Genomic DNA, 23,853 nt, shown 5'->3' with positions numbered 1-23,853 from the left:
ATAAAGTAAATTATTATTTTGAATTAGCAGATTTTTCAAAAGAATGGAGCAGATTTCAATGAAGAGAAGAATCAGATTGATTGTATCAGCAATGCTAGTTATGATGCTTTCTTGGTTAGTCTATGACACGATCGTTTATGCAGGAAATGACAAAGAACTAAAACCTCAACAAAGTTTGTCAGGTGATGCAATTACAGAAGAAAACTCTACTCATGCAGTTTCTAAAGGAATGCAGCCTTTACAGTCAATGAACAGTTCTAAACATAAAGAAAACGAAGCAAGCCTTCAAGAAACCAACAAAACATATGCTGAAATCATGTCGAAGTGGGAGAGTGTCAAAGACAAAAACAACTCCTTTAAATCAACGAAGTCCAACTGGGCTAAGAGCAAATCATCCGACAACGGGGATTCGAACTATGAAAATAATCCAAAGAGTACTGACAAGAAGTCGGATATCGACAACTTAAAACAAGAAATTAATGCTGCCATAGAGAAACAGCAATATGAGGCGGCATTTGAACTTGCAACCAAATTTTTCGGGGAAAATCCTGGTCTTAAAGAGGCCAAACAAGAGTATGCGAGAGTTTATCAAATTTATTCAAAAGAAGTACTGCAAAAACAATCTGAAATCATCTCAGGAGGGACAAAATGAGAGTGAAGTTGATTGCTGCAATTGGTATTGTAGTAATGTTTTTCATTTTTTGCAATAATCAATCTTTCGCCTCCGGGGAAGAACAAGCTTATAAGCTTAAGCCAAAGTATCTTATAAATAACTCTAATTTCGATATGATGTCGGCAACTGTAACTAATGATGAGCATAACTTTATGACTACCGGAAATTTCCGGACAAGCAAGGATTTTGACGTCATGTATTGGGAAACAGAGGATGTCCACAGCCACCCTGATTTAAAGTACCCGACGAATCATGATTTTTCCAATGTTGTACTTGAGTACAACTACAAAATCAGCGGTGATGCGGTTCCCATGGACGGCACTCCATCACCAACGCTGACCATTGTAACTACCGATGATAAAGCATATTATGTTCGTCTGTGGAATTATGTGGTAGATCGCCCGCAAGAAAACTGGGAAGCCGCTGTAAGCAAGGATATAGGTATAGATTATGCGTTCCCAATTGGAAGACAGAAGGGAAATGCGGATGGTACAACCGGGAAAATTAGAATTGATTTTAACAATCTCTATTCAGGATGGGTTCCTTTCGTTCAAAATGAGATAAGTAGTTCCGAGAGTGCATGGGTACCGAATCCAGAATGGGTCAAAGTTCCGGTTACCGATATTAAGCGATTGGAATGGGCATTTGTCCCGAAAGAATATAACTATAATGAAACAAATGTGAATTATTTTGCAGATTCCAAACCATTTAAGATTGAGTTTTCTAACTGGAACGTATATGGCAATACTTTTCTGATGAATGAGAAAGTAGTAGCGCCTGTCGGCAAAGTAAGAATTAGCGAGGGGTACGATGATTCATACAATTTAACCCCTGAACGACTTGTGAGTGACTACAGTAGACTAGGCTTTGGCGATATAGTCGATTTTTATGTAGGCGCATCTCACTACTACGATAAGCGTTACAACGGCCAAAATGGAATGGAAATTATTAAGGAGCATCCGTTCAATCAAGCATTTGAGAGTTGGTACACGAGCTATGTGAAGCAATTATCGGCGCGTAATACTAAAGTAATCGCTTCAATCTCAATGGAAAATGTTGATGCGCCTCCCTCTTGGTGGCAAAGAACTTGGGATGGAATTGGGGCAGAGACGTTATGGTCCCCGACTCCTAAACTTCTCAGTTTCACCAATCAGGAAGTTCAGTCTTATTATAAGCAATACATATTGGGGTTAGCTAAAATACATAAGGACAACAACCAGGCTCCTATTATTCAATTTGGAGAGCCTTGGTGGTGGTATATGGATAGTCTGCCGGGCAGTCCCCCCACATTTTATGATCAATCAACAAGAGCGTTATATCAGCAAAAATTTGGAAAACCGATGTATGAATTTAAATCGGCATATGACTCAACGAGCGGTCATGAAGAATTGCTGAATTGGTTAAGCGAGCAGAATGGGAAATTTTCGCTTATGCTTCGTGACACTTTGAAAAGCGTCTATCCAACAGGCCAATTTGCGGTTCTGTTATTTATCCCTACGGTAGTTGACCAAGAGTTGGCGCCTAGTATGATGAGCAAAGTCAACTTTCCTGTGGAGCAATGGAAATCGCCAAACTTAGACTTTTTTATGATCGAAGATTACGATTATTTAATTGCCAACAATATGGAGAAACATAGACAAGCCCTGACAGTAGCTCAACGTAAACTGAACTACCCTGCCAGCCAAATTCATTATTTATCGGGAGCGGATTCTACAAATAATGATTCCATATGGAAAAATATCGATCAAGCTATAAATGACGGTATTAATATGAGGTTTGCGCAGGTGTATGTGTGGGCCTATCCGCAAGTGAAACAGCGTGGTTGGAGGCAACCTGTAATTATCGAAAGCAGCGTACCTCCCGGTCTGCGTAAAAATAATGAACAAGTACAATTAAGCTCGGTTGGAGCGGACTCTATCATTTACACATTGGATGGCCGAGAGCCTGCTCTATCTTCTGGGCAAATATACGACGGTTCTCCTATAAGTATAACCAAGGATACAAGAATTAAAGCCATTGCAGTCAAAGCCGGAAAAGCCAGTAACTCTGTCGAATTTGATTATTTGTTGGATAGAGCCCAGTATAAGTATGATATATCCAACAAGTTGCAATGGTATACCTTCTTTCAGGACGATCAAAAATATCGGATTTCGTACTCTTATGATGAAAACGGAAATCTGGCGAAAAGGGTCAATAACAAGGTGTTTAATTTGTGGGGAGACCAGAACATTATTCCTATCATGTTTCAAGATGTTTCTCCTGACGGTACTGCCAGTGCAAGCAGCAGCTTCGGTTCAAATTATGCTCCTTACAAGGCATTCGATCATCTTGACCTTGAGCAGGCATGGATCACGAACGGTGTAGTTGAGGGCTGGCTTTCATTTAAATTTCCGACTCCAAGACATGTCATTTCGTATAAAATACTTCCTCGAAATGAAATCAGCGCTATAGCCGCTTCACCCAAATCTTGGACCTTTGAAGGATTCGATGGAAGCAAGTGGAACATTTTGTCTAGCGAAACGAATGTAACGGATTGGAAAATCAGAGAGTTTAAAATGTTTAATGTTAACTCAAGCGGAAGCTATAAAGAATACCGAATTAATATAACCGGAAACAATGGACATTGGTACACGAGCGTTGGCGAGATTGAGATGATGGAGGGAGATGGCGGCACGAGAGAGTACAACATTATTCCTGCTATGACCAGTAATGTGAGTACAAATGGTACGGCTAGTGCCGACAGCGAATTTGGTGAAGGTTATGCAGCTTACAAGGCGTTTGATCACTTGAATTCTGAACAAAGCTGGATCACAAACGGCACAGTTCAAGGTTGGTTGGCTTATCAGTTCCCTCTGCCCACACTGGTGCGATCTTACAAAATCACTCCAAGATATGATGAATCAACATTGGCATCCGCTCCAAAAACCTGGACCTTCGAAGGATTCAACGGAACGGAATGGCGTGTGTTGTCAACTGAAACAGATATAACCGGATGGCATCTTAGCGAAGCAAAAACTTTTACCGTGAAAAATCCGGGAATGTTTAGTAAGTACAGAATAAACATCAGCGATAATAACGGTCACTGGTGGACAAGCATTGGAGAATTGGAAATGATGCAATAATCGTATTTCAACAGAGGTACCGGTGTTTTTCTTGGAATTCAATAGAATCTGGAGGTCATCATGAAAAAAAGATTTCTACCGCTTTTGCTAAGTATTACCCTATTATTGACACTGATCTTACCTACATTTGCAATGGCACAAGATGCCGCGGCGCAAGAATCAAGCAATAGTTTCCCTGAGGGAGCTTATATCATCAAGTTCAAAGATGCGGAAAAAGGGAAGCAGGCTCTTGGCAAAAGAACCAAGCGAAGCTTGCTGTCTGAAAAAAAAGATAAGAGATTTAAGCATCTTCCTTCTCATATTTCTACAACGCTATCAACTAGCGAAGTTGCAGAGTTAAAAAAGGACCCGAATGTAGCCTATATTGAAAAAGATAGCATTGTTAGTAAAACAGGCGATACAGTAACGCAAAACATATACCAAATCCATGTTCCTGAAGTCCATAATCAGGCGATCTATGGTGACGGTGTAAAGGTGGCTGTTTTTGACACAGGCATTAATGCACAATCACCTGAGCTAAATGTGGCAGGTGGCGTTTCTTTTGTTATGAATGACGCTTCATTAAACGATAACAATGGTCACGGTACTTTTGTAGCTGGAATCTTAGCGGCTTTAAAAGATGATCGCGGACTTGTGGGAGTCGCTCCTCATGTAAGCTTATATAATGTGAAAGTCCTAGATTCAAATGGTAACGGAACATATAGCCAAGTAATCCAAGGGATTGAATGGGCCATTGATAATCACATGGATATCGTGGCGATGAGCTTTGCTGGAACCGACTATTCCGTCGCACTTGAGGAAGCTATGCAACTGGCCTATAACAACGGCATTCTTCTTATTGCCGCAACTGGAAATGACGGGGCAACCAAAGTCTCTTATCCGGCGAAATTCAATTCTGTAATCGGTGTGGGAGCTGTAGATAGCAGTAATCAGCTTGCATCGTTTTCCAACACAGGTAATGAGGTTGAGCTTGTTGCTCCTGGAGTAAATATTCAAGGTTTGCCACTAACGGGAAGCAATTACATCACAATGAGCGGTACATCGATGGCGGTTCCGCAAGTTGCAGGTGTCGCGGCGCTTATGAAAGGACGCAATGCAAACTACAAGAATCAAGAGATTCGTCAAGCTTTGGATAACAGTGCGCAACCTCTTGGCGATTCAACGAAATACGGCCGCGGACTTGTCAACGCTGCTGGGGTGTTTGGCATACCTGCTGCAAGCGGCACATCTTCGGTAACAGATCATGTGTATGGTGGAACTGGCACTCAGTCTGTTTATGATTCGGTTTATATCGAACAGAGAATATTTGAGTTAAGTAAGAAATATAACGTTTCTAATTCGGTCATTCAAGAAAAAATAATGCAGGGATACTCAATAAATGAGATTGAATCCGCACTTGGCTTTTGGCAACAATCTCATGGTGATATAGACGAAATATTAAAAACAGTCCATCCTCAAAGTTTGATGGCCGTTGAAGGTAATGCGAAAATCGCAAGTGCTCCTAATTTTCTTTCATCAATTGATTATGGGTCGTTTAATAATGTCAATCTTAAACCTGATCAAGCACCATTCAGTAAAACTGCGGGCGAAGTTTCACCTTTATCCGGCGCCCTTACAGTAAGAGAGAACGATCTTACTTTGCCTGGGAGAAACGGGTTATCTTTTACTTTATCAAGAACTTATAATAGCCAAAATTCCGGTTTTTTCAAAATGGACATCCAAATCGTGCAGCCAGGTGCCTTCAGGTTTAAATATAATGCGTATACCTATACACAAACCATGGTAAATGGCAATATCATAAGTAATTCCCCCAAGCTATACCAATCTACTGTGAGTGCTACGCAGTATACACTAGATGATTACAATAAGTCCAGCGAATGGGTAGCGGCGAATAAAGGAAAAGATATTTCGTACTCAAATTGGGTTGCTACAAGTACATCTGGCACTTATACTAGAACGGTTACCGGCGTAGCGGAAGATCCGCAAATAAACTACGATCAATTTTTTGTATATCCTTGGAGTAGTTTTAGGAATATTGCTAATAAGAAGTCGATTGAAAACGAATTGTTTCCGATTGGTGGGGGGTGGAAGTGGGATATTCCTTATATTGATTCTAAATCCATTAATCTTCCCGATGGCAGTACAGCAGCCCTATTTTACTATACTTCCTGCCCTGAGTTTAAAGATCACTTTGTAGATGATTATTATTTTACATGTAACGTAAACGATATTAACGTAAATGGGATAAGCTCTTACTTTAAGCTTGTCAGTAAAACATCGGGTATCAGCTATTATTTTGATAAGTATGATGTTTTGAAAGGACGCTTAATAGCTATCGTTGACAAGTATGGTAATCGTGTAGAGTTCCATTACACAGTAGACCCTACTTATGGAACCGTGTTAAGTAAAATCAAGGACGCTGTTGGAAATACCATTGACATTGCCTATTATTCGAATCAAATCATTCTCACACAAGGTAATAAAAAAGTTGTGTATAATAAAGTACAACGAGACGTTACATTTGTGGATAAACCATGGCTTAATACGAAAATTGATTACCTGTCGTCTGTTGAAAATGCTCAAGGAGTAACTCAATATGGCTACGTATCTGGGGAGAATCTAACATCCTTTAACTTTACAAGTACAAGATCAGGTGACGCAGAATCTGTTGGACATGTTTTGTTAAGTTCCGTTCAGTATCCAACAGGAGCAAAATCTATTTTTTCATACGAAAGCGCCCCAGTTTCCAGATATGGTGGAACATATGCGTACACCCAAGAGTATCGAAATGCATCTCGTCAAGATCAGATCGGAGACGGACAAGCTTATAATCAAATCAACTATGCGTATACGGGAAGTATGGCAAGCTTCTCGAACAGTGAGAACAATAATGATCAAATCATTAAAACTGACGTGACCATAGGTTCCAAAATCATTACTTATGCATACAAGAATCATTTTATTAATTATGAAAAAAAACAAGGGACTGAGGGCTGCGCTGATATTATGTATACAACTTGCTACCCCAGTTCCGATGAAAACGATTATTTTAATACTAATGTAACCGAAGTAGCGGGTAATTTGAAGAAAAGTACAGATTATGAGTATGCAACCAGTGCAACTAGTAACTTTCCATATCCGTCAAAAATTAAAGGCCAGTATACGAATATTAGCTTAGGACAAACTTCGGTGCCTATAACGGTCACAAAAACATATAACAATCATGGGCAAGTAACTTCTGAAACAGACGCGAATAACGTAACAAACACGTATGTGTATGTAAAACCAAATAATCTAGAATCTTATTTAAGCAAAGAAATTAAAAAACAAAGTGCTACTCTCACTCAATACGTTACGTATCAAAGAAACGACAAGGGCAGCGTTACAACGCTTACAGTCAAAGACAACGATGATCCGAATGGTTCATTTGCCCTGAAAATCAATTATGACTACGATCAATTCGGTAATCAAACCAAAGTGACGGCTACAGACAATCAAAGCACGACGTCTGTAACAAAATCATATGATGTAAACCCACCGAATAACGGTGCATTCTTGACTAAACAATCAATACAAGTGACAGATGTAGATGGGAATAAATCAAATATTGAGCAAAGCATGATCTATGATACGACAACGGGTAGATTGACTCAGTATACGGATGGCAAACAATATGTCACGAAGTATAAGTATGACCTTCTGGATCGAGTGACGAAAGCGACATTCCTGGATAATAGCACTGTGACACTCGCGTATGACGATGTGAATAACAAAATTACGTCAACAGATCAGACAGGGCTCACTACTATCACACAATGGAACCCGCTTGGCAGGAAAATCTCTGAAGGAATCAGCGGGAGCGGCTTTACGACTTTTGGTTACGATACTTACGGGCGGATGACATGGAGCAAGGATGCCCTTGGTCATACTACCAATTACCAGTATGATTCATGGGATCGACTGAAACAAACGGACTATCTTGACGGTTTTTCCGCAACAGTGTCCTACGACGATATCAACTTTACCAAGACGGTTAAAGATGCGGAGGGTAATCAGACCAAGGAAACGTATGATCTATTGAATCGCCTGACAAAGAAAGAATGGTTGAAAACAAAAGAGACTAAGCTTGCAGATTACACATATGATTATGTGGGCAATGTGCTTACGAGCACGGACGGCAAGGGCTATACAACGACATACACATACGATGTGTTAGGCAGATTAACATCTGTAACGGATGCGTTGTCTCAGACTACTTCCTATGCGTATAACCTTGCGAATAAATTGACTCAAGTCCAATATGCAGATGGAAACAAACTACAAAAACAGTACGACGAAATGGGCAGACTCATTAAGAAGACCGATCCCGCGGGACTAATTGAAAAATACTACTACGATGCAAATAGCAACTTGAGTAAGTACGTAGATCGTAAAGGACAAGTTCAAACCTATGAATACAACACTCGCAATTTCTTGAAAAATAGCGTTTCCGGCAATGAAACGATTTCATACAGCTATGATGCTGCTGGCAGACGTTTGACGATGCAAGATGGAACAGGAATCACAAAGTATGATTTTAATCCTGTAACCAAGCGCCTGAGCACACTCACCTATCCGGATGGAAAAACAACATCGTACCAATATGATGATCAGGGCAATCGAACCCAAATGATCGATCCGTTTGGCAACAATACGGCATATGGCTATGATGTTCGTAACAGGCTGCAAGGTGTTGGGCCAGTCAAAAATAACTGGGATGCGACCTATACGTACAAGAAAAATGACTTGCTCGCGACAGTGGAGCAAAGAAATGGTACCAGTTGGACGTATAATTACGACGGCAGTAATTTGATGAGTTTAACTCAAAAAAAATCGGGTAGTACGATTTTGGGTTCGTACAGTTATGATTATGATGATAATTTTAACCAGACAAGTAAGACCGACAACGGCATTTCGAATTCGTTCACATATGATAAATTGAACCGAATTTCTACGTCCACCCAGTTTAACGAGCAGTATACGTATGATACCCGCGGCAACCGTCAAACCCTTCAAATGAACGGTACGATGAATCTAAATGGAGCGAGCTACACATATGATGACCGCAACCGCCTGACTCAAGTTGCAACTGACGATGGTAAAAACGTATCCTACCGCTATAATGGAGATGGGTTGCTTTACGAGCGTACAGAAAACGGACAGACAACGCGTTATTATTACGATGGCGCGAATATGATCGCCGAGGGAATGGTGAATAACGGAAATACTGCATTAAAAGCCAGATACATTCGAGGTAATGGATTAGTTGCCCGAGCAGATGCAAATGGAAATAAACAATATTACCTGTCAAATGGCCACGGAGATGTTGTAGGCCTCACGGATAGCTCGGGAAATACATTAAATTCATATACGTATGATATGTGGGGCAATCCGCTAACGACGCAAGAAACGGTGCCGCAACCTTTCCGCTACAGTGGTGAAATGTGGGATAGCTCGACTGGTTTACAGTATTTGAGGGCACGTTGGTACGACCCGAACATGGGACGGTTCCTGAGTGAAGATAGCTATGAGGGGCAAGTCAATAACCCATTATCGTTGAACCTCTATACCTATGTTCAGAATAATCCATTAACGCATACGGACCCATCAGGGCATTGTATGTCAGGTGATGAAATTTGTGATGCTACAAATCCAACACCAAACCTGTATTATAAAGATTCAGATGGTATTTTTAGAACTACTAGTGATAATGAGGTTGCGTGGGATTATTATCTTGATTGGTATGAAAGTGACATCACAGGTTTTACAAATGAAATGTGTAACTGTAAGAATGGAACGGATGCAACTGAGGCTGTAGCAAGCTTAATACCTATGAAGTATCTTGCTAATCATCTTGAGTTATTATTAGCAAATTCAAAGAATCTTAGTGGGAAAGGTTCAAAAGGAACGTCTAGCTCAGGGTGTAACTGTTTTGTGGCAGGAACGAAGGTTCAAACAAACGAAGGGGAGAAAAATATCGAAGACGTTGAGGTCGGAGATAAGGTTCTCTCTAAGGATGAAACGACTGGCGAGGTAGCGTTTAAAGAGGTCACAGCAACGTTTAACCATGAAGCAAATGAGATTTATAAAATTCATGTTGGCGATCAAACCATTGAATCAACCTTTAATCATCCGTTCTGGGTGGAAGGTAAAGGATGGGTGTTTGTAAAAGACCTTAAAGTCGGTGACACACTTGTTCAGAGTAACGGAAATACACTCAAGATAGATAGCATTGAACTGATACAGAAGCGTGTCACGGTTTATAACATGACGGTTGACGATTTCCATACCTACTTCGTCAGCGACCTTGGTATTTGGGTTCATAATACTGGAAAATGTTACACAGATTTTGATAAAATAAAACAAGGTGATAATTCCACATATAAGATACTGTCCGAGGAAACAGATTGGATGAAAGACCAAGGTATGACTTCTAGAGGAACGATAAACGGTAGAAAAACTTGGTTTGATGGAAAGAATTATTACCAATGGGATAGTCAACATGGTCGCCTAGAGAAATGGGATAAGAAACAAAAAAATCATTTAGGTGAGTATGACCCAGTCACTGGTGAACAGACGGGTGAGCCTATTAAGAGTAGAAAATGGGGAGGCTAATATGACTCACGGTATAAGGTTTATACAGGAATACCCCCAATTTAAAGAGCTTCTGGAAAAATTGTACCTTAAGAGGGAACTCGACCAGTGGTACATTGAAACCAGCAGACAATCTATTGAACTGCCTAAGGACATATTTAATATTCAAGAAGTTACAGAAATAAAAATACAAGACGGATTTAATCCATCTGCTCACGTGTACATGAAATTACAGGAAAAGCATGGGGAAGGAGGATTTATATTATCACAAGAGATGCAACTAACAATTTCTAAAATTGTTCCTGTATATCAATATTTGCTTTATCATCGAATAAAGCATGACTCTTTGCAAGGGTTTTTAGGTTTGGTTGGCTCAGCTGACACATTTGAGTTTATAGAAGTTGAGGCAAAAGTGAATAAGATACTTCAACAATTTGGATATATTAAATTAAGTCTCGAATACGATGCATATGATACTGTTTATGAATGGGGACAGCTGGAGGAAATTGATCCTGTAAACAGGAGATTAACACTAAAAGATGCAGTGTTCGTTGATATTTTAGAGTTGTGCAATGACTAATTGATATCCCCGCCCTTGCGACTAACCCTCGCAAGGTTTTCTTTTTCTACCGCGGCATCAAACAACGAAAAGTACGGTACAGCAAAGCAAAATTAAACTATACATGTGCATTTTCCACTTAACTCACAACTTCCTTTCTGTTGGAATCCTACGTTGCGTTGTTCATCAACTCCACCGAATTAACTCCGCAATGACAGAGATTCGTTTTTGCTCGTCAGAATTTAAGGGAACAAGACCTATGCAGATGAATATTTTGCAAATATAATAATACATGGTATTATAAAAATAAAATATGTTAAAAGAGTTGATGTTCATGGCAAATGTCATCTATGAAGATCGAATGTTCAATGAAGAAATAAAACGACAATTCATGATCCAGTATAACGAGGGTAGTCAGAAAGTCATACATCGTTTGTTTAAGGTAGCAGCTTCAATCGAATATTCACTCAATCAGGACATATACTCGTTCAATGAGAAGCAGCTTATCCATTATTTCTCTCTGCTTATGCCAAGTACTGAGCATTCGTCTAAGAACAACGTCCGGTGGATTGATTTGTATATACGGTGGTCAATTGCCATGGGATACTGGCAAGAAAGCAATCCACTTGATGGAGTTTCCACAGAATGGAAAGAACAATTTATCCTTCGACGTAACAAAACGCTTTGGACTGAGGATGAAATTGTTTCAATTATGAATCGATGTGTCAATGCACAGGATGCGGTCATTGTCTCTCTGATTTTCAACGGTGTATACGGGAAACAATACAGTGAAATATTAAATCTTACCAAGGACGATATCGATACGGAGAATAGTCAGTTACATGTGGTAGACGACGCTGGAAACGAATCAAGAATCGTGACCGTTTCAGAAAGTTGTATTCGCTTATGTGACAAGGCACTCCATGAAACTTATTACGAAAAGAAAAACGGTAAAGCCGTCAATAGTAAGGCTCCTACAGCGCAATTAGCTGAAAGTGATTATGTTGTAAGACCCGCGATTACGCAAACCAAAAATATGGATCGAGCGGATAAGCACACGGTTCATCGGAGAATTGCCATGCTTGCGGAAGACATCGGTGAGATGGACTTCATCCCGCGAAATATTGCTTATTCGGGCATGCTGGCTATGCTGCACAAGTTTTATTTACAGGAAGGCGCGATTACGAAAAAAGCCTATCCTCCTATTTTGAAGCAATTCGGCATAGCTGGAAAAGCTGGAGAAAATCAAACTCTATTCCGACTCCGGCATGAATTTCTGAATGAAGAGAAGATGAAGGAGATGTACCCTATTTAATTCTTCTTCAAGACAATAAAATAAAAAAAGTTAAAAAAATATCTTGACTTGTACACGCACAATTTGTTAGGATAAACTTACCAGCAAGGGGGAGTAAGAAAAGATGTTAGGGAGACTATTCGAAGGTTACTCTTATGATTAAACGTAAAATATGTTAAATTTAAAAATAAAATAAGTTAATTTACAATGTATCCCACGTCAAGTACAGTAAAAACATTGAAAGGAATGATGCTCTTGATTGTTCTTATAACATGCCGAATCTTCTCTCATTTTTTAGAATCTATCAAACTCTAGGAGGATGCCATTGTTCGATACCATAACTTTGAAAACTCATATTCATATTAACCATGATTTACTTCAAGAATACGAAAATAAACCGATAACTTACTATGATCATGATACAGGTCTACATAAATCTACATACATCATTCATGACACATACCTGCCGTACATCGAATACAAAGAACATATTCAACTGCTCAAAATTCAAATTTCCATCCCCAAGTTTCTATACGGTAACAATGTACGCCTCCTGAAAGAAAGCGATATTCCCCTTTTCTTCCAAAGGTTGCATCAACGGTTACACGAATTGTTTAACATTCACGTTAGAACGGAGGACTGGTATTTAACACGAATTGACGTATGTTGGAATTTTCAAGTCCATGAGCAAGTATCTGAATATGTGAAGCAGTTAAACGGGATTCAACTTCGCTTCATGAAGCCGCATATGGATGGCTATATGGAAACTGTAACTCATAAAAACGAAAGCAGACGCGTTACATTCTATAATAAACAAAAGGAATGTATCATTCGTAAAACGCCGCGGGAAATCATCGATCAAGCATATGGATTGCTCCGAATGGAAATCAGTCCAAGCTATAAGGAGATGAAGGAATATTCATCGAAAAGATGGGCTATAGACCTGCTGACCAAAGAATTTTTCCAGCATACGACGAAGCAGACTCTGAAGCATATCAAATTACCCGAAAATTTAGAAGGTCTCACGATTAGCTGGCTGCAATCCCACTCGCATCAAATTAATCAAATTGAGCGCATACTTGGGTTCAAAGTTCTTCATGCTCAGTTCAGTGAAACCGAGCTAAAACAAATTTATCGGGCTTCTACATATGCAAGCAAAAAAAGTCAGGCAGGGAAATTGCAGTTCCCAAGCCAGACTCAGTTGGAACCATTGTACATAGACTATTCAAAATTAAGTTAGAAGTCACCTACATACACCGTTTTGTTAGCGATACGATTGCGATTTCAATTTCGTTTGAAATGAGCATAAAGCCAATGTTTATAAGGTTTTTTCGACTTAGCTTGAATTACATATGAAATGTGAGTAAACATAAGTAAACGATTGAAAACATCAGTTAACATGAGTAAACAAACGATTTCCACGATTGTATGACCATTAAAATAATAATTTTATTTTCTAATGACAGTCGGGGGTAATTTACATCGCTTGAAGGCTTGAAAATGGCTGTATATTGTGTATCTGATGCTTACATTCATCGGTGTTAGGAATTGGACGATTCGATTTCTTCTTCGATTAATTCATGAATGCTAATATTCAATGCTTCGCAAATGTGTTCGAGTGTACGAATATAAACTCTATCTACGTTGTCAGAACATAGGTGATTAATTGTGCTTGGACGTAAACCCATTTGACGAGCTAATTGTCTTTGTGACATGCCACGTTCAGCAAGTATTTCTTTTAGTCGAATTTTAATTTTCATACACGGTCTCCCGAACAGATATTTATTGAGATTATACCATGTTGCAGGAAAAAATTCATTGATTGTCACTCTTAAAGGGTATATAATACATATATGAACCTCTTAAGCGTGACAATAATCAAAATTTCTGTAACGGAGGGCAATTTCAATGAATGTCATCGGCTATATTCGAGTGTCAACAGCAGGACAAGCCAGAGATGGTTACAGTTTATCTTATCAGCAAGAAGAAATTGAATCCTATTGCCAGCAGCAAGGTTGGAATTTACTGCACGTATTCAGTGATGAAGGAATTAGCGGCGCAAAAGTAGATGAGGATACTTTGGAGGTTGATCGTCAGGGTTTCCAAGACATGCTGTCCCTTATCGCTACTCAATCCGTTCATGCTGTAGTCGTTTTGAACACGAACCGTCTATGGCGCAGCGATATTGTTAAAGTGTTGGTTCATCGGGAGTTTAAGAAACATAACGTCGATGTAAAATCCATTGAGCAGCCAACCTACAGCATTTATAAGAAAGACCCTTCGGACTTCCTGATTAACGGCTTGATGGAATTGTTAGATGCTTACCAACGTTTAGAAATTGCTATGAAACTGGGCAAAGGACGTAACAAGAAAGCCAAGGAAGGCGGTTATGCAGGAGGACGAGCAACATTTGGCTATACGGCAAAGAAAGGCTCTAAAGTCATTGAGATTGACGAGAGACAAGCCGCTGTTGTGCAACGTGTATTTGAATTAAAGGAATTAAACCCGACATGGAGTTTGTCTGAAATTGCAAGTCAACTGAATTTTGAAAACTTAACCACCCGGCAAGGAAGTTCCTTTACCAAAGTCCAAGTCAAACGTATTCTTGACCGCAAAGATTTCTATAGCGGCATGTACCGTTATGCCAATGTTCAAGCGGTTGGCAAGCATCAAGCCATTATATGAAAGGCGGTCATAGGATGGAGGCTTTGGTTGAAAAGTATCGTCAATTAGTGCAGCAAGAAGACACCTATTCCAAGCAACTGAGAACCGCTGAAATGTGCACATTGGCGATGTATGACCACATTTTTCAGTATGGAGAATATGTTGAAAAACTGTTGATAGAAGAAGTATTGCTTGCTATTCATCAGATTGAAGCCAATGTGCGTTTGGAACTGCTTCATTTGCGAATGGAAAAAGCCTTTTTGGCTTCTGACATGAAAGCCAGTAGGTAGCTGAAAGAATCATGTGAGGGTTGGCATATTGCTGTAGTATCATTGCGCATCATGAAAGGAACATGGTGAACGCTTGTTTCCAAGTTGCGAATCCAACCTTCCACCCTGTTCTTTGACAATAGAATCCTTGTTGAGTGATTGCTAAAGGGTGGTATTGCTCTTGTATCTTTGCGAATCGCTACGGTTAACGCTCGAAATCGGAAGTTGCGAACCGCCCTTTATCAATCACTCAAATGCAATTATTTTACATATAAAGGATGGATGGGATGAAGGAACGAATTGAGTATTTATATGTGGGGATAGACCCGCACAAGCATCAGCATACCGCTGTAGGTATGAACTTTTACCGTGAGAAGCTGTTTGAGGTTACGTTTGCAAACAAGCCAGCGGATTTTCCGAAATTGCTAAAGGTCATTGAAAAACAGCGAACTAAAACGGAGTTTACCAAGATCATATTTGGTCTGGAGGACACAACAAACTATGGAAGAACGTTGACCGTGTTCCTCAAGAAAAAGCAATACATAGTCAAAGAAGTCAGCAGCAAGCTATCGAGTGCCAAGCGTAAGAGTTATAACACGGTTAAGAAGTCAGATTCATGGGATGCACAATGCATCGCTACTGTGCTGATGGAGGACTTGGATCGTTTACCTGTTGCGAATCCAATTGACCATTACTGGGCGATCAAGCAATTGGTATCTAGGCGGAATGCGAGTATGAAGGGACAGGCATTTTCCATCAAAAAGCTTCATTCTCAGTTACAGCACCATTACCCTACATACCGCAAATTTTTCTCTGAATTGGATGGCAAGACGGCATTGGGCTTCTTTCATCGTTTCCCTTCGCCAAGGCACTTGCAGGGCATTGAATTGGATGAGCTAACCCATTTTTTGCGGAAGTTGAGCAATTACGCGTGTTCTACGAAGAAAGCAGAAAAGATTATGTCCCTGATTCAAAGCGATGGACAGCAGGAGAATGATTTTCAGGACAAGCGTGATTTTATTGTGAAGAGTTTAGTGAAGGAAATTCGATTCCACAAGAAGGAAATCGCGCAGGTAGAGAGCGAAATCAAGCCGTTGATGAAGGAATTAGGTTTTAAGCTGGAGAGTATGACGGGGATTGATTTAGTCAGTGCAGCAAATCTAGTGGCTGAAATAGGCGATATTCACCGCTTTGCTTCCGCCAATCAGCTTGCGCGGTTCGCAGGAATAGCCCCTGTCGATATCGGTTCTGGAGGCAAAGTCAAGCATGCGAAGACGAGACAGGGCAATCGCGCTTTGCATGAGTTGTTCTTTCAACTGGCGTGCCGTCAATTGGCGTTGTCCAGAAGACATCAAGAGCCGCGGAATCCGATCTTTCTGGAGTATTATAACAAGAAACAGGCAGAAGGCAAGACGAAAGGGCAGGCCATCGTTTGTATCATGCGAAAGCTGGTCAATATTGTGTATAAGATGATGAAGAACAAGACGGAATATGTTTTGATTGTTCCTAGAAAAGAAGAAGCTGTATAATATTGGATAGATCAGCGGTGCAATCTTCTGGTTGCATCGTTTTTGTTTTGAATAGAGCGGTTTATTGACCAAGATACGAACGAGGGGCAGATAAATAACCCGCTGAGTTTGAACCTTTATACCTATGTGCATAATAACCCGTTGACCCATGTTGATCCTACTGGACATATGATCGAGGGATCAGCTGGTGAAGGTGGAAGTGCAGACCTCACCAATTGGCAATATTTTGTCATTGGTCTGAAAATGTTTGTTAGAGAAGGCGTTGTAGGGCCAGAAAACTATGATGCATTAACCGATGATGAACTTAATTCTAAGGATTGGCAAGCTCTCGGTGAAGGGGCTGTTTACCTTTCGATGAGCACAGAAGGGAAGTTCTTTAGTAAAGAGGCATCTATCGTTAACAAGGGTGCGGGTAATGCTGCTAATAAGATAATACAAAATGCCGATGATGTAGTTTTCAATCAAAAGTCAATAGATAAAGCTTTTGGAAAGCATAGAGCGGATTTTGGTGACTATCCTGATGGTAAAAATGCAAGTGTTGAATTATTCAAAAATGATGTAAAGAATTTAATTGAGACTGGGACTCAAAAAAGCGGCACTTATTATGGTAATCAAGGTACTCATGTTTACAATCCATCTACTCAACAATGGGCTTTTATCAATTCGGATAATACATTTAATACTGCGTTTAAATTAAGTGATGAGCAATTCAAATACTTAATAGAGACAGGAGTGGTTAGATAAATGAGACTAGTAACATCCATGATGACGACAGAAGAAATGTCAGATAGCGATATTTCTAAAGCTACTGATATTCTTCTAAGCCAATTTAACAACAAATATGAAATTTATAAATACTATTATGATGACAGAAAATATCGTGAGGTAGATATTGATTTGTTTGACGTGGTCTTTTCGAGAGAAAAGATATACGATGATATAGACAAATTGATTTATGCTTATGAAGAAATTATGAAAACAATATCGCTGCAAATCGATTTTATTGCAGGAAATGATGACACTGATGCGGCAGTAATAAAATACGAGCAGGACAATGAGGATATAAAAGAATTTGGATTATTTGTTACCGAGCGAACTATACCCAATATGCAGCCATATTACTCCTCTCAAATTTGTAATGCTTATGTTAATCTAACGTATGTAAGTTTTGGTGTGTATTACTGACGAGCAACAAAAAGCAGAACAGTACATTTTTGACTGGTATAGAAAAGGACTACATTAAATTATGTACACTCGAAGGTAAAGAAATGGACGATTACCTGACAACTTATTAATATAATCTCAACCGCCTTGCGACTAACCACCGCTTGGTGGTTTCTTTTTGTCTGCCGCGGCATCGCTAGCAACGAAAAGTACGGCACAGCAAAGTAAAATAAAACTAGACATGTGCATTTTCTACTGAACTCACAACTTTCCTTCTTTGAATCCTACGTTGCGTTGTTCATCAACTCCACCGAATTAACTCCACAATGTCAGAGATTCGTTTTTGCTCGTCAGGATTTAAGGAACTGACCTATGCGGATGAATATTTTGCAAAAATGATGATACATGGTATTATAAAAATAAAATATGTTAAAAGAGTTGATGTTCATGGCAAATGTCATCTATGAAGATCGAATGTTCAATGAAGAAATAAAACGAAAATTCATGATCCAGTACAATGAAGGTAGTCAGAAAGTCATACATCGTTTGTTTAAGGTAGCAGCTTCAATCGAATATACACTCAACCAGGACTTATACTCGTTCAATGAGAAGCAGCTTATCCATTATTTCTCTCTGCTTATGCCAACTACCGAGCATTCGTCTAAGAACAATGTACGGTGGATTGATTTGTATATACGGTGGTCAATTGCCATGGGATACTGGAAAGAAAGCAATCCACTTGATGGAGTTTCCACACAATGGAAAGAACAATTTATCCTTCGACGTAACAAAACGCTTTGGACTGAGGATGAAATTGTTTCAATTACGAATCGATGTGTTAATGCACAGGATGCGGTTATTGTCTCTCTGATTTTCAACGGTGTATACGGGAAACAATACAGCGAAATATTAAATCTTACCAAGGACGATATCGATACGGAGAATAGTCAGTTACATGTAGTCGACGATGCTGGAAACGAGCCTAGAATCGTGACCGTTTCAGAAAGTTGTATCCGCTTATGTGACAAGGCACTCCATGAAACTTATTATGAAAAGAAAAACGGTAAAGCCGTCAATAGTAAGGCTCCTACAGCGCAATTAACTGAAAGCGATTATGTTGTAAGACCCGCGATTACGCAAACTAAAAATATGGATCGAGCGGATAAGCACACGGTTCATCGGAGAATTGCCATGCTTGCGGAAGACATTGGTGAGATGGACTTCATCCCACGAAACATTGCTTATTCGGGCATGCTGGCTATGCTGCACAAGTTTTATTTACAGGAAGGCGAGATTACGAAAAAAGCCTATCCTCGTATTTTGAAACAATTCGGCATTGCTGGAAAAGCTGGAGAAAATCAAACTCTATTCCGACTCCGGCATGAATTTTTGAATGAAGAGAAGATGAAGGAGATGTACTCTATTTGATTCTTCTTCAAGACAATAAAATAAAAAAAGTTAAAAATATCTTGACTTGTACATGCACAATTTGTTAGGATAAACTTACCAGCAAGGGAAAAGTAAAAGGAGATGTTAGGGTGATTTGCCGAAGGTTTCTTTTATGGTTAAACGTAAAATATGTTAAATTTAAAAATAAAATAAGTTAATTTAATTGAGGCGATATAACGTATCCCGCGTCAAGTACAGTAAAAACATTGAAAGGGGTGATGCGTATTGAGAGTTCTTATAACATGCCGAATCTTCTCTCATTTTTTAGAATCTATCAAACTCTAGGAGGATGCCATTGTTCGATACCATAACTTTAAAAACGAATATCCCTATTGACCGTCAGTTACTCTCTACATACGAAAATAAACCGATAACTTACTATGATCATGATACAGGTCTGCATAAATCCACATACATTATTCATGACGCACATCTGCCGTACATCGAGTACAAAGAACATATTCAACTGCTCAAAATTCAAATTTCTATCCCCAAGTTTCTTTACGGTAACAATGTACGCCTCCTGAAAGAAAGCGATATTCCCCTTTTCTTCCAAAGGTTGCATCAAAGGTTACACGAATTGTTTGACATTCACGTTAGAACGGAGGACTGGTATGTAACACGAATTGACGTATGCTGGAATTTCCAAGTCCATGAACAAGTATCTGAATATGTGAAGCTGTTAAACGGGATTCAACTTCGCTTCATGAAGCCGCATATGGATGGCTATATGGAAACTGTAACACATAAAAACAAAAGCAGACGCGTTACATTCTACAACAAACAAAAGGAATGTATCATACGTAAAACACCGCGGGAAATCATCGATCAAGCTCAAGGATTGCTCCGAATGGAAATCAGTCCAAGCTGTAAAGAGATGAAGGAATATTCATTGAAAAGACGGGCTATAGACCTGCTGACCAAAGAATTTTTCGAACATACGACGAAGGGGACTTTGAAACATATCAAATTGCCCGAAACTTTAGAAGGTCTTACGATTAGCTGGCTGCAATCCCACTCGCATCAAATTAATCAAATTGAACGCATGCTTGGATTTAAGGTTCTTCACGCTCAGTTTAGTGAAACAGAATTAAAGCAAATTTATGCGAAATCTACATACGCAAGCAAAAAGAGTCAGGTAAGGAAATTGCAATTCCCAAGCGAGACTCAGTTAAAGCCGCTGTACATAGACTATTCAAAATTGAGTTAGAAGTCATCTACATACACCGTTTTGTTAGCGATACGATTGCGATTTTGATTTCATCGAAAATGACCATAAAGTCAATGTTTATAAGGTTTTTTCGACTTAGCTTGAATTACATATGAATTGCAAGTAAACATAAGTAAACGTTTGGAATCAACAGTAAACACGAGTAAACATGCGATTTCTACGATTGTATGACCATTAAAATAATAATTTTATTTTCTAATGATAGTCGGGGGTATTTTACACCGATTGAAGGCTTGAAAATGGCTATATATTGCGTATCTGATGCTTACATTCATCGGTGTTGGAATTGGAGCGATTCAGTTCCTAACAAATAATTGTTAGTATTTCGCATGCTGCACGCGTTACTTTTCAAAATGGAAGATTTCACTGGCATCTTGTATCTCAAGGCATTCGGCAATTTTTTCAAGGTGTTCCCGATTAATTGAAGTTCTCTGATTGTTGCATATTTCACTAATGGCTGCTGGTCTAATTCCAGTAAGCTCTGAAAGTTGCTTTTGTGTCATACCGCGTTGCTTAAGAATGTCACTTAATTTAATAATCAGGTGCATCTACCAAGCCCTCCTTCTAACAGTTAATGATAGAGCAAATTAATTTATGGTGCAATAACGCAATGTTGACATTACGAAATAGCGGAATTATAATTGTGTTATTACTAAATAACGTTATATCGTAACATAAATCTCAATTTCTGTAACGGAGGGCAATTTCAATGAATGTCATCGGCTATATTCGAGTGTCAACAGCAGGACAAGCCAAGGATGGTTACAGCTTATCTTATCAGCAAGAAGAAATTGAATCCTATTGTCAGCAGCAAGGCTGGAATTTACTGCACGTATTCAGCGATGAAGGTATCAGCGGAGCAAAAGTAGATGAGGATACTTTGGAGGTTGATCGTCAGGGTTTCCAAGACATGCTTTCCCTTATCGCTACTCAATCCGTTCATGCTGTAGTCGTTTTGAACACGAATCGCTTATGGCGGAGCGATATTGTTAAAGTGTTGGTTCATCGGGAGTTTAAGAAACATAACGTCGATGTAAATTCCATTGAGCAGCCGACATACAGCATCTATAAGAAAGACCCTTCGGACTTCTTGATTAACGGCTTGATGGAATTGTTAGATGCATACCAACGCTTAGAAATTGCTATGAAACTGGGCAAAGGATGCAATAAGAAAGCCAAAGAAGGCGGTTATGCAGGAGGACGGGCAACATTTGGCTATACGGCGAAGAAAGGCTCTAAAGTCATTGAGATTGACGAGAGACAAGCTGCTGTTGTGCAACGTGTATTTGAATTAAAGGAATTATACCCGACATGGAGTTTGTCTGAAATTGCAAGTCAACTGAATCTTGAAAACTTAACCACCCAGCAAGGAAGCTCCTTTACCAAAGTCCAAGTCAAACGTATTCTTGACCGCAAAGATTTCTATAGCGGCATGTACCGTTATGCCAATGTTCAAGCGGTTGGCAGGCACCAAGCCATTATATGAAAGGCGGTCATAGGATGGAGGCTTTGGTTGAAAAGTATCGTCAATTAGTGCAGCAAGAAGACACCTATTCCAAGCAACTGAGAACCGCTGAAATGTGTACGTTGGCGATGCATGACCACATTTTTCAGTACGGAGAATATGTTGAAAAACTGTTGATGGAAGAAGTATTGCTTGCTATCCATCAGATTGAAGCAAATGTGCGTTTGGAACTGCTTCATTTGCGAATGGAAAAAGCCTTCTTGGCTTCTGACATGAAAGCCAGTAGGTAGCTGAAAGAATCATGTGAGGGTTGGCATATTGCTGTAGTATCATTGCGCATCATGTAAGGAACATGGTGAACGCTTGTTTCCAAGTTGCGAATCCAACCTTCCACCCTGTTCTTTGACAACCGAATCCTTGTTGAGTGATTGCTAAAGGGTGGTATTGCTCTTGTATCTTTGCGAATCGCTACGGTTAACGCTCGAAATCGGAAGTTGCGAACTGCCCTTTATCAATCACTCAAATGCAATTATTTTACATATAAAGGATGGATAGGATGAAAGAACGAATTGAGTGTTTATATGTGGGGATAGACCCGCACAAGCATCAGCATACCGCTGTAGGTATGAACTTTTACCGTGAGAAGCTGTTTGAGGTTACGTTTGCAAACAAGCCATCGGATTTTCCGAAATTGCTCAAGGTTATTGAAAAACAGCGAACTAAAACGGAGTTTACCAAGATCATATTTGGGCTGGAGGATACAACGAACTACGGAAGAACGCTAACCGTATTTCTCAAGAAAAAGCAATACATAGTCAAGGAAGTCAGCAGCAAGCTTTCGAGTGCCAAGCGTAAGAGTCAAAACACGGTTAAGAAGTCGGATTCATGGGATGCGCAATGTATCGCAACTGTACTCATGGAGGAATTTGACCGCTTGCCTGTTGCCAACCCTATTGACCATTATTGGGCGATCAAACAATTGGTGTCTAGGCGGAATGCGAGTATGAAGGGACAGGCATTTTCCATCAAAAAACTTCATTCTCAGCTACAGCACCATTACCCTACATACCGCAAATTTTTCTCTGAATTGGATGGCAAGACGGCATTGGGCTTCTTTCACCGTTTCCCTTCGCCTAGGCATTTGCAGGGCGTTGAATTGGATGAGCTAACCCATTTCTTGCGGAAACTGAGCAATTACGCGTGTTCTACGAAGAAAGCAGAACAAATAATGTCCCTGATTCAAAGCGATGGACAGCAGGATAATGATTTTCAAGACAAGCGTGATTTCATCGTTAAAAGTTTAGTGAAGGAAATTCGATTCCACAAGAAGGAAATCGCGCAGGTAGAGAGCCAAATCAAGCCATTGATGAAGGAATTAGGTTTTAAGCTGGAGAGCATGACAGGGATTGATTTAGTTAGCGCAGCAAATCTAGTGGCTGAAATAGGCGATATTCACCGCTTTGCCTCCGCCAATCAGCTTGCACGGTTCGCAGGAATAGCCCCTGTCGATATCGGTTCTGGGGGCAAAGTCAAGCATGCGAAGACGAGACAGGGCAATCGCACCTTGCATGAGTTATTCTTTCAACTGGCGTGCCGTCAATTGGCGTTGTCCAGAAGACATCAAGAGCCACGAAATCCGATCTTTCTGGAGTACTATAACAAGAAGCAGGCGGAAGGCAAGACGAAAGGGCAGGCCATTGTTTGTATCATGCGAAAGTTGGTCAATATCGTGTATAAGATGATGAAGAATAAGACGGAATATATCGTGCCTGTATCGAAACTGTATACAGGGTGATATAAT

The 23,853-nt window shown here is 39.8% G+C and carries 18 protein-coding genes; 16 read left to right on the top strand and 2 right to left on the bottom strand.

Going from position 1 to position 23,853, the window contains the following annotated elements; genetic code table 11:
- Window positions 1-58: 58 nt before the first annotated feature.
- The 6 genes from AC3G2T_RS12250 (at window position 59) to AC3G2T_RS12225 (ending at window position 13,521) form a co-directional block, all read left to right on the top strand.
- Window positions 59-652 (top strand): hypothetical protein, encoded by a 594-nt coding sequence (locus AC3G2T_RS12250; protein ID WP_474683019.1) that lies wholly within the window; start codon window positions 59-61, stop codon window positions 650-652.
- Window positions 649-3,795, top strand: coding sequence for a non-contractile tail sheath protein (locus tag AC3G2T_RS12245; protein WP_474683020.1), 3,147 nt, complete (start codon window positions 649-651; stop codon window positions 3,793-3,795). Before AC3G2T_RS12250 ends, AC3G2T_RS12245 begins: the two co-directional genes overlap by 4 nt.
- A 60-nt stretch (window positions 3,796-3,855) precedes the next feature.
- Window positions 3,856-10,449: a S8 family serine peptidase gene (locus tag AC3G2T_RS12240; RefSeq protein WP_488435625.1), complete on the top strand. Its 6,594-nt coding sequence runs from the start codon at window positions 3,856-3,858 to the stop codon at window positions 10,447-10,449.
- A complete protein-coding gene (locus AC3G2T_RS12235; protein ID WP_488435771.1) occupies window positions 10,415-11,008 on the top strand; it encodes a hypothetical protein in 594 nt (197 codons plus the stop codon). The genes AC3G2T_RS12240 and AC3G2T_RS12235 overlap by 35 nt, the downstream gene beginning before the upstream one ends.
- A 313-nt stretch (window positions 11,009-11,321) precedes the next feature.
- Window positions 11,322-12,302 carry a phage lytic cycle repressor MrpR family protein gene (locus AC3G2T_RS12230; RefSeq protein WP_488435624.1) on the top strand — a complete coding sequence of 327 codons (981 nt, stop codon included), beginning with the start codon at window positions 11,322-11,324 and terminating at the stop codon, window positions 12,300-12,302.
- 304 nt (window positions 12,303-12,606) lie between these two features.
- Entirely contained in the window at window positions 12,607-13,521 is a 915-nt protein-coding gene (locus tag AC3G2T_RS12225) for a hypothetical protein (RefSeq protein ID WP_488435623.1), read from the top strand.
- A gap of 301 nt (window positions 13,522-13,822) precedes the next feature.
- On the opposite strand, the gene AC3G2T_RS12220 is transcribed toward AC3G2T_RS12225, so the two are convergent.
- Entirely contained in the window at window positions 13,823-14,041 is a 219-nt protein-coding gene (locus AC3G2T_RS12220) for a helix-turn-helix domain-containing protein (protein ID WP_488435622.1), read from the bottom strand.
- 148 nt (window positions 14,042-14,189) lie between these two features.
- Between AC3G2T_RS12220 and AC3G2T_RS12215 the strand changes: the two genes are divergently transcribed.
- From AC3G2T_RS12215 to AC3G2T_RS12185, 7 genes are all read left to right on the top strand, one after another.
- On the top strand, window positions 14,190-14,966 hold the full coding sequence (locus AC3G2T_RS12215) for a recombinase family protein (RefSeq protein ID WP_488435621.1): 777 nt from the start codon (window positions 14,190-14,192) through the stop codon (window positions 14,964-14,966).
- A gap of 14 nt (window positions 14,967-14,980) precedes the next feature.
- Window positions 14,981-15,235, top strand: coding sequence for a hypothetical protein (locus tag AC3G2T_RS12210; RefSeq protein WP_488435620.1), 255 nt, complete (start codon window positions 14,981-14,983; stop codon window positions 15,233-15,235).
- 266 nt (window positions 15,236-15,501) lie between these two features.
- Window positions 15,502-16,743, top strand: coding sequence for an IS110 family RNA-guided transposase (locus AC3G2T_RS12205; protein WP_488435619.1), 1,242 nt, complete (start codon window positions 15,502-15,504; stop codon window positions 16,741-16,743).
- A 141-nt stretch (window positions 16,744-16,884) separates the two neighbouring features.
- Window positions 16,885-17,487 (top strand): colicin D domain-containing protein, encoded by a 603-nt coding sequence (locus AC3G2T_RS12200; protein ID WP_488435618.1) that lies wholly within the window; start codon window positions 16,885-16,887, stop codon window positions 17,485-17,487.
- Window positions 17,488-17,928: a hypothetical protein gene (locus AC3G2T_RS12195; protein ID WP_488435617.1), complete on the top strand. Its 441-nt coding sequence runs from the start codon at window positions 17,488-17,490 to the stop codon at window positions 17,926-17,928.
- Window positions 17,929-18,354: 426 nt separating this feature from the next.
- Window positions 18,355-19,335, top strand: coding sequence for a phage lytic cycle repressor MrpR family protein (locus AC3G2T_RS12190; RefSeq protein WP_488435616.1), 981 nt, complete (start codon window positions 18,355-18,357; stop codon window positions 19,333-19,335).
- Between the two features lie 316 nt (window positions 19,336-19,651).
- A complete protein-coding gene (locus AC3G2T_RS12185) occupies window positions 19,652-20,566 on the top strand; it encodes a hypothetical protein (RefSeq protein ID WP_488435615.1) in 915 nt (304 codons plus the stop codon).
- Window positions 20,567-20,928: 362 nt separating this feature from the next.
- Here the strand turns inward: AC3G2T_RS12185 and AC3G2T_RS12180 are convergent, their stop codons facing one another.
- The gene (locus AC3G2T_RS12180; protein WP_488435614.1) at window positions 20,929-21,135 is read right to left on the bottom strand and encodes a helix-turn-helix domain-containing protein; all 207 of its coding nucleotides are present in this window, start codon (window positions 21,133-21,135) and stop codon (window positions 20,929-20,931) included.
- A 161-nt stretch (window positions 21,136-21,296) separates the two neighbouring features.
- Between AC3G2T_RS12180 and AC3G2T_RS12175 the strand changes: the two genes are divergently transcribed.
- The 3 genes from AC3G2T_RS12175 to AC3G2T_RS12165 all read left to right on the top strand — a co-directional run bounded on the left by AC3G2T_RS12175 (window position 21,297) and on the right by AC3G2T_RS12165 (window position 23,847).
- Window positions 21,297-22,073, top strand: coding sequence for a recombinase family protein (locus AC3G2T_RS12175; RefSeq protein ID WP_488435613.1), 777 nt, complete (start codon window positions 21,297-21,299; stop codon window positions 22,071-22,073).
- Window positions 22,074-22,087: 14 nt separating this feature from the next.
- Complete coding sequence (locus tag AC3G2T_RS12170) at window positions 22,088-22,342, top strand: hypothetical protein (protein ID WP_488435612.1); 255 nt, start codon at window positions 22,088-22,090, stop codon at window positions 22,340-22,342.
- A 266-nt stretch (window positions 22,343-22,608) separates the two neighbouring features.
- The gene (locus tag AC3G2T_RS12165) at window positions 22,609-23,847 is read left to right on the top strand and encodes an IS110 family RNA-guided transposase (RefSeq protein WP_488435611.1); all 1,239 of its coding nucleotides are present in this window, start codon (window positions 22,609-22,611) and stop codon (window positions 23,845-23,847) included.
- Window positions 23,848-23,853: the final 6 nt, after the last annotated feature.

This window comes from Paenibacillus sp. sgz302191 (assembly GCF_057749925.1).
The sequence above is the reverse complement of the archived record's forward strand: the minus strand, read 5'-3'. Positions and strand labels throughout refer to the sequence as shown.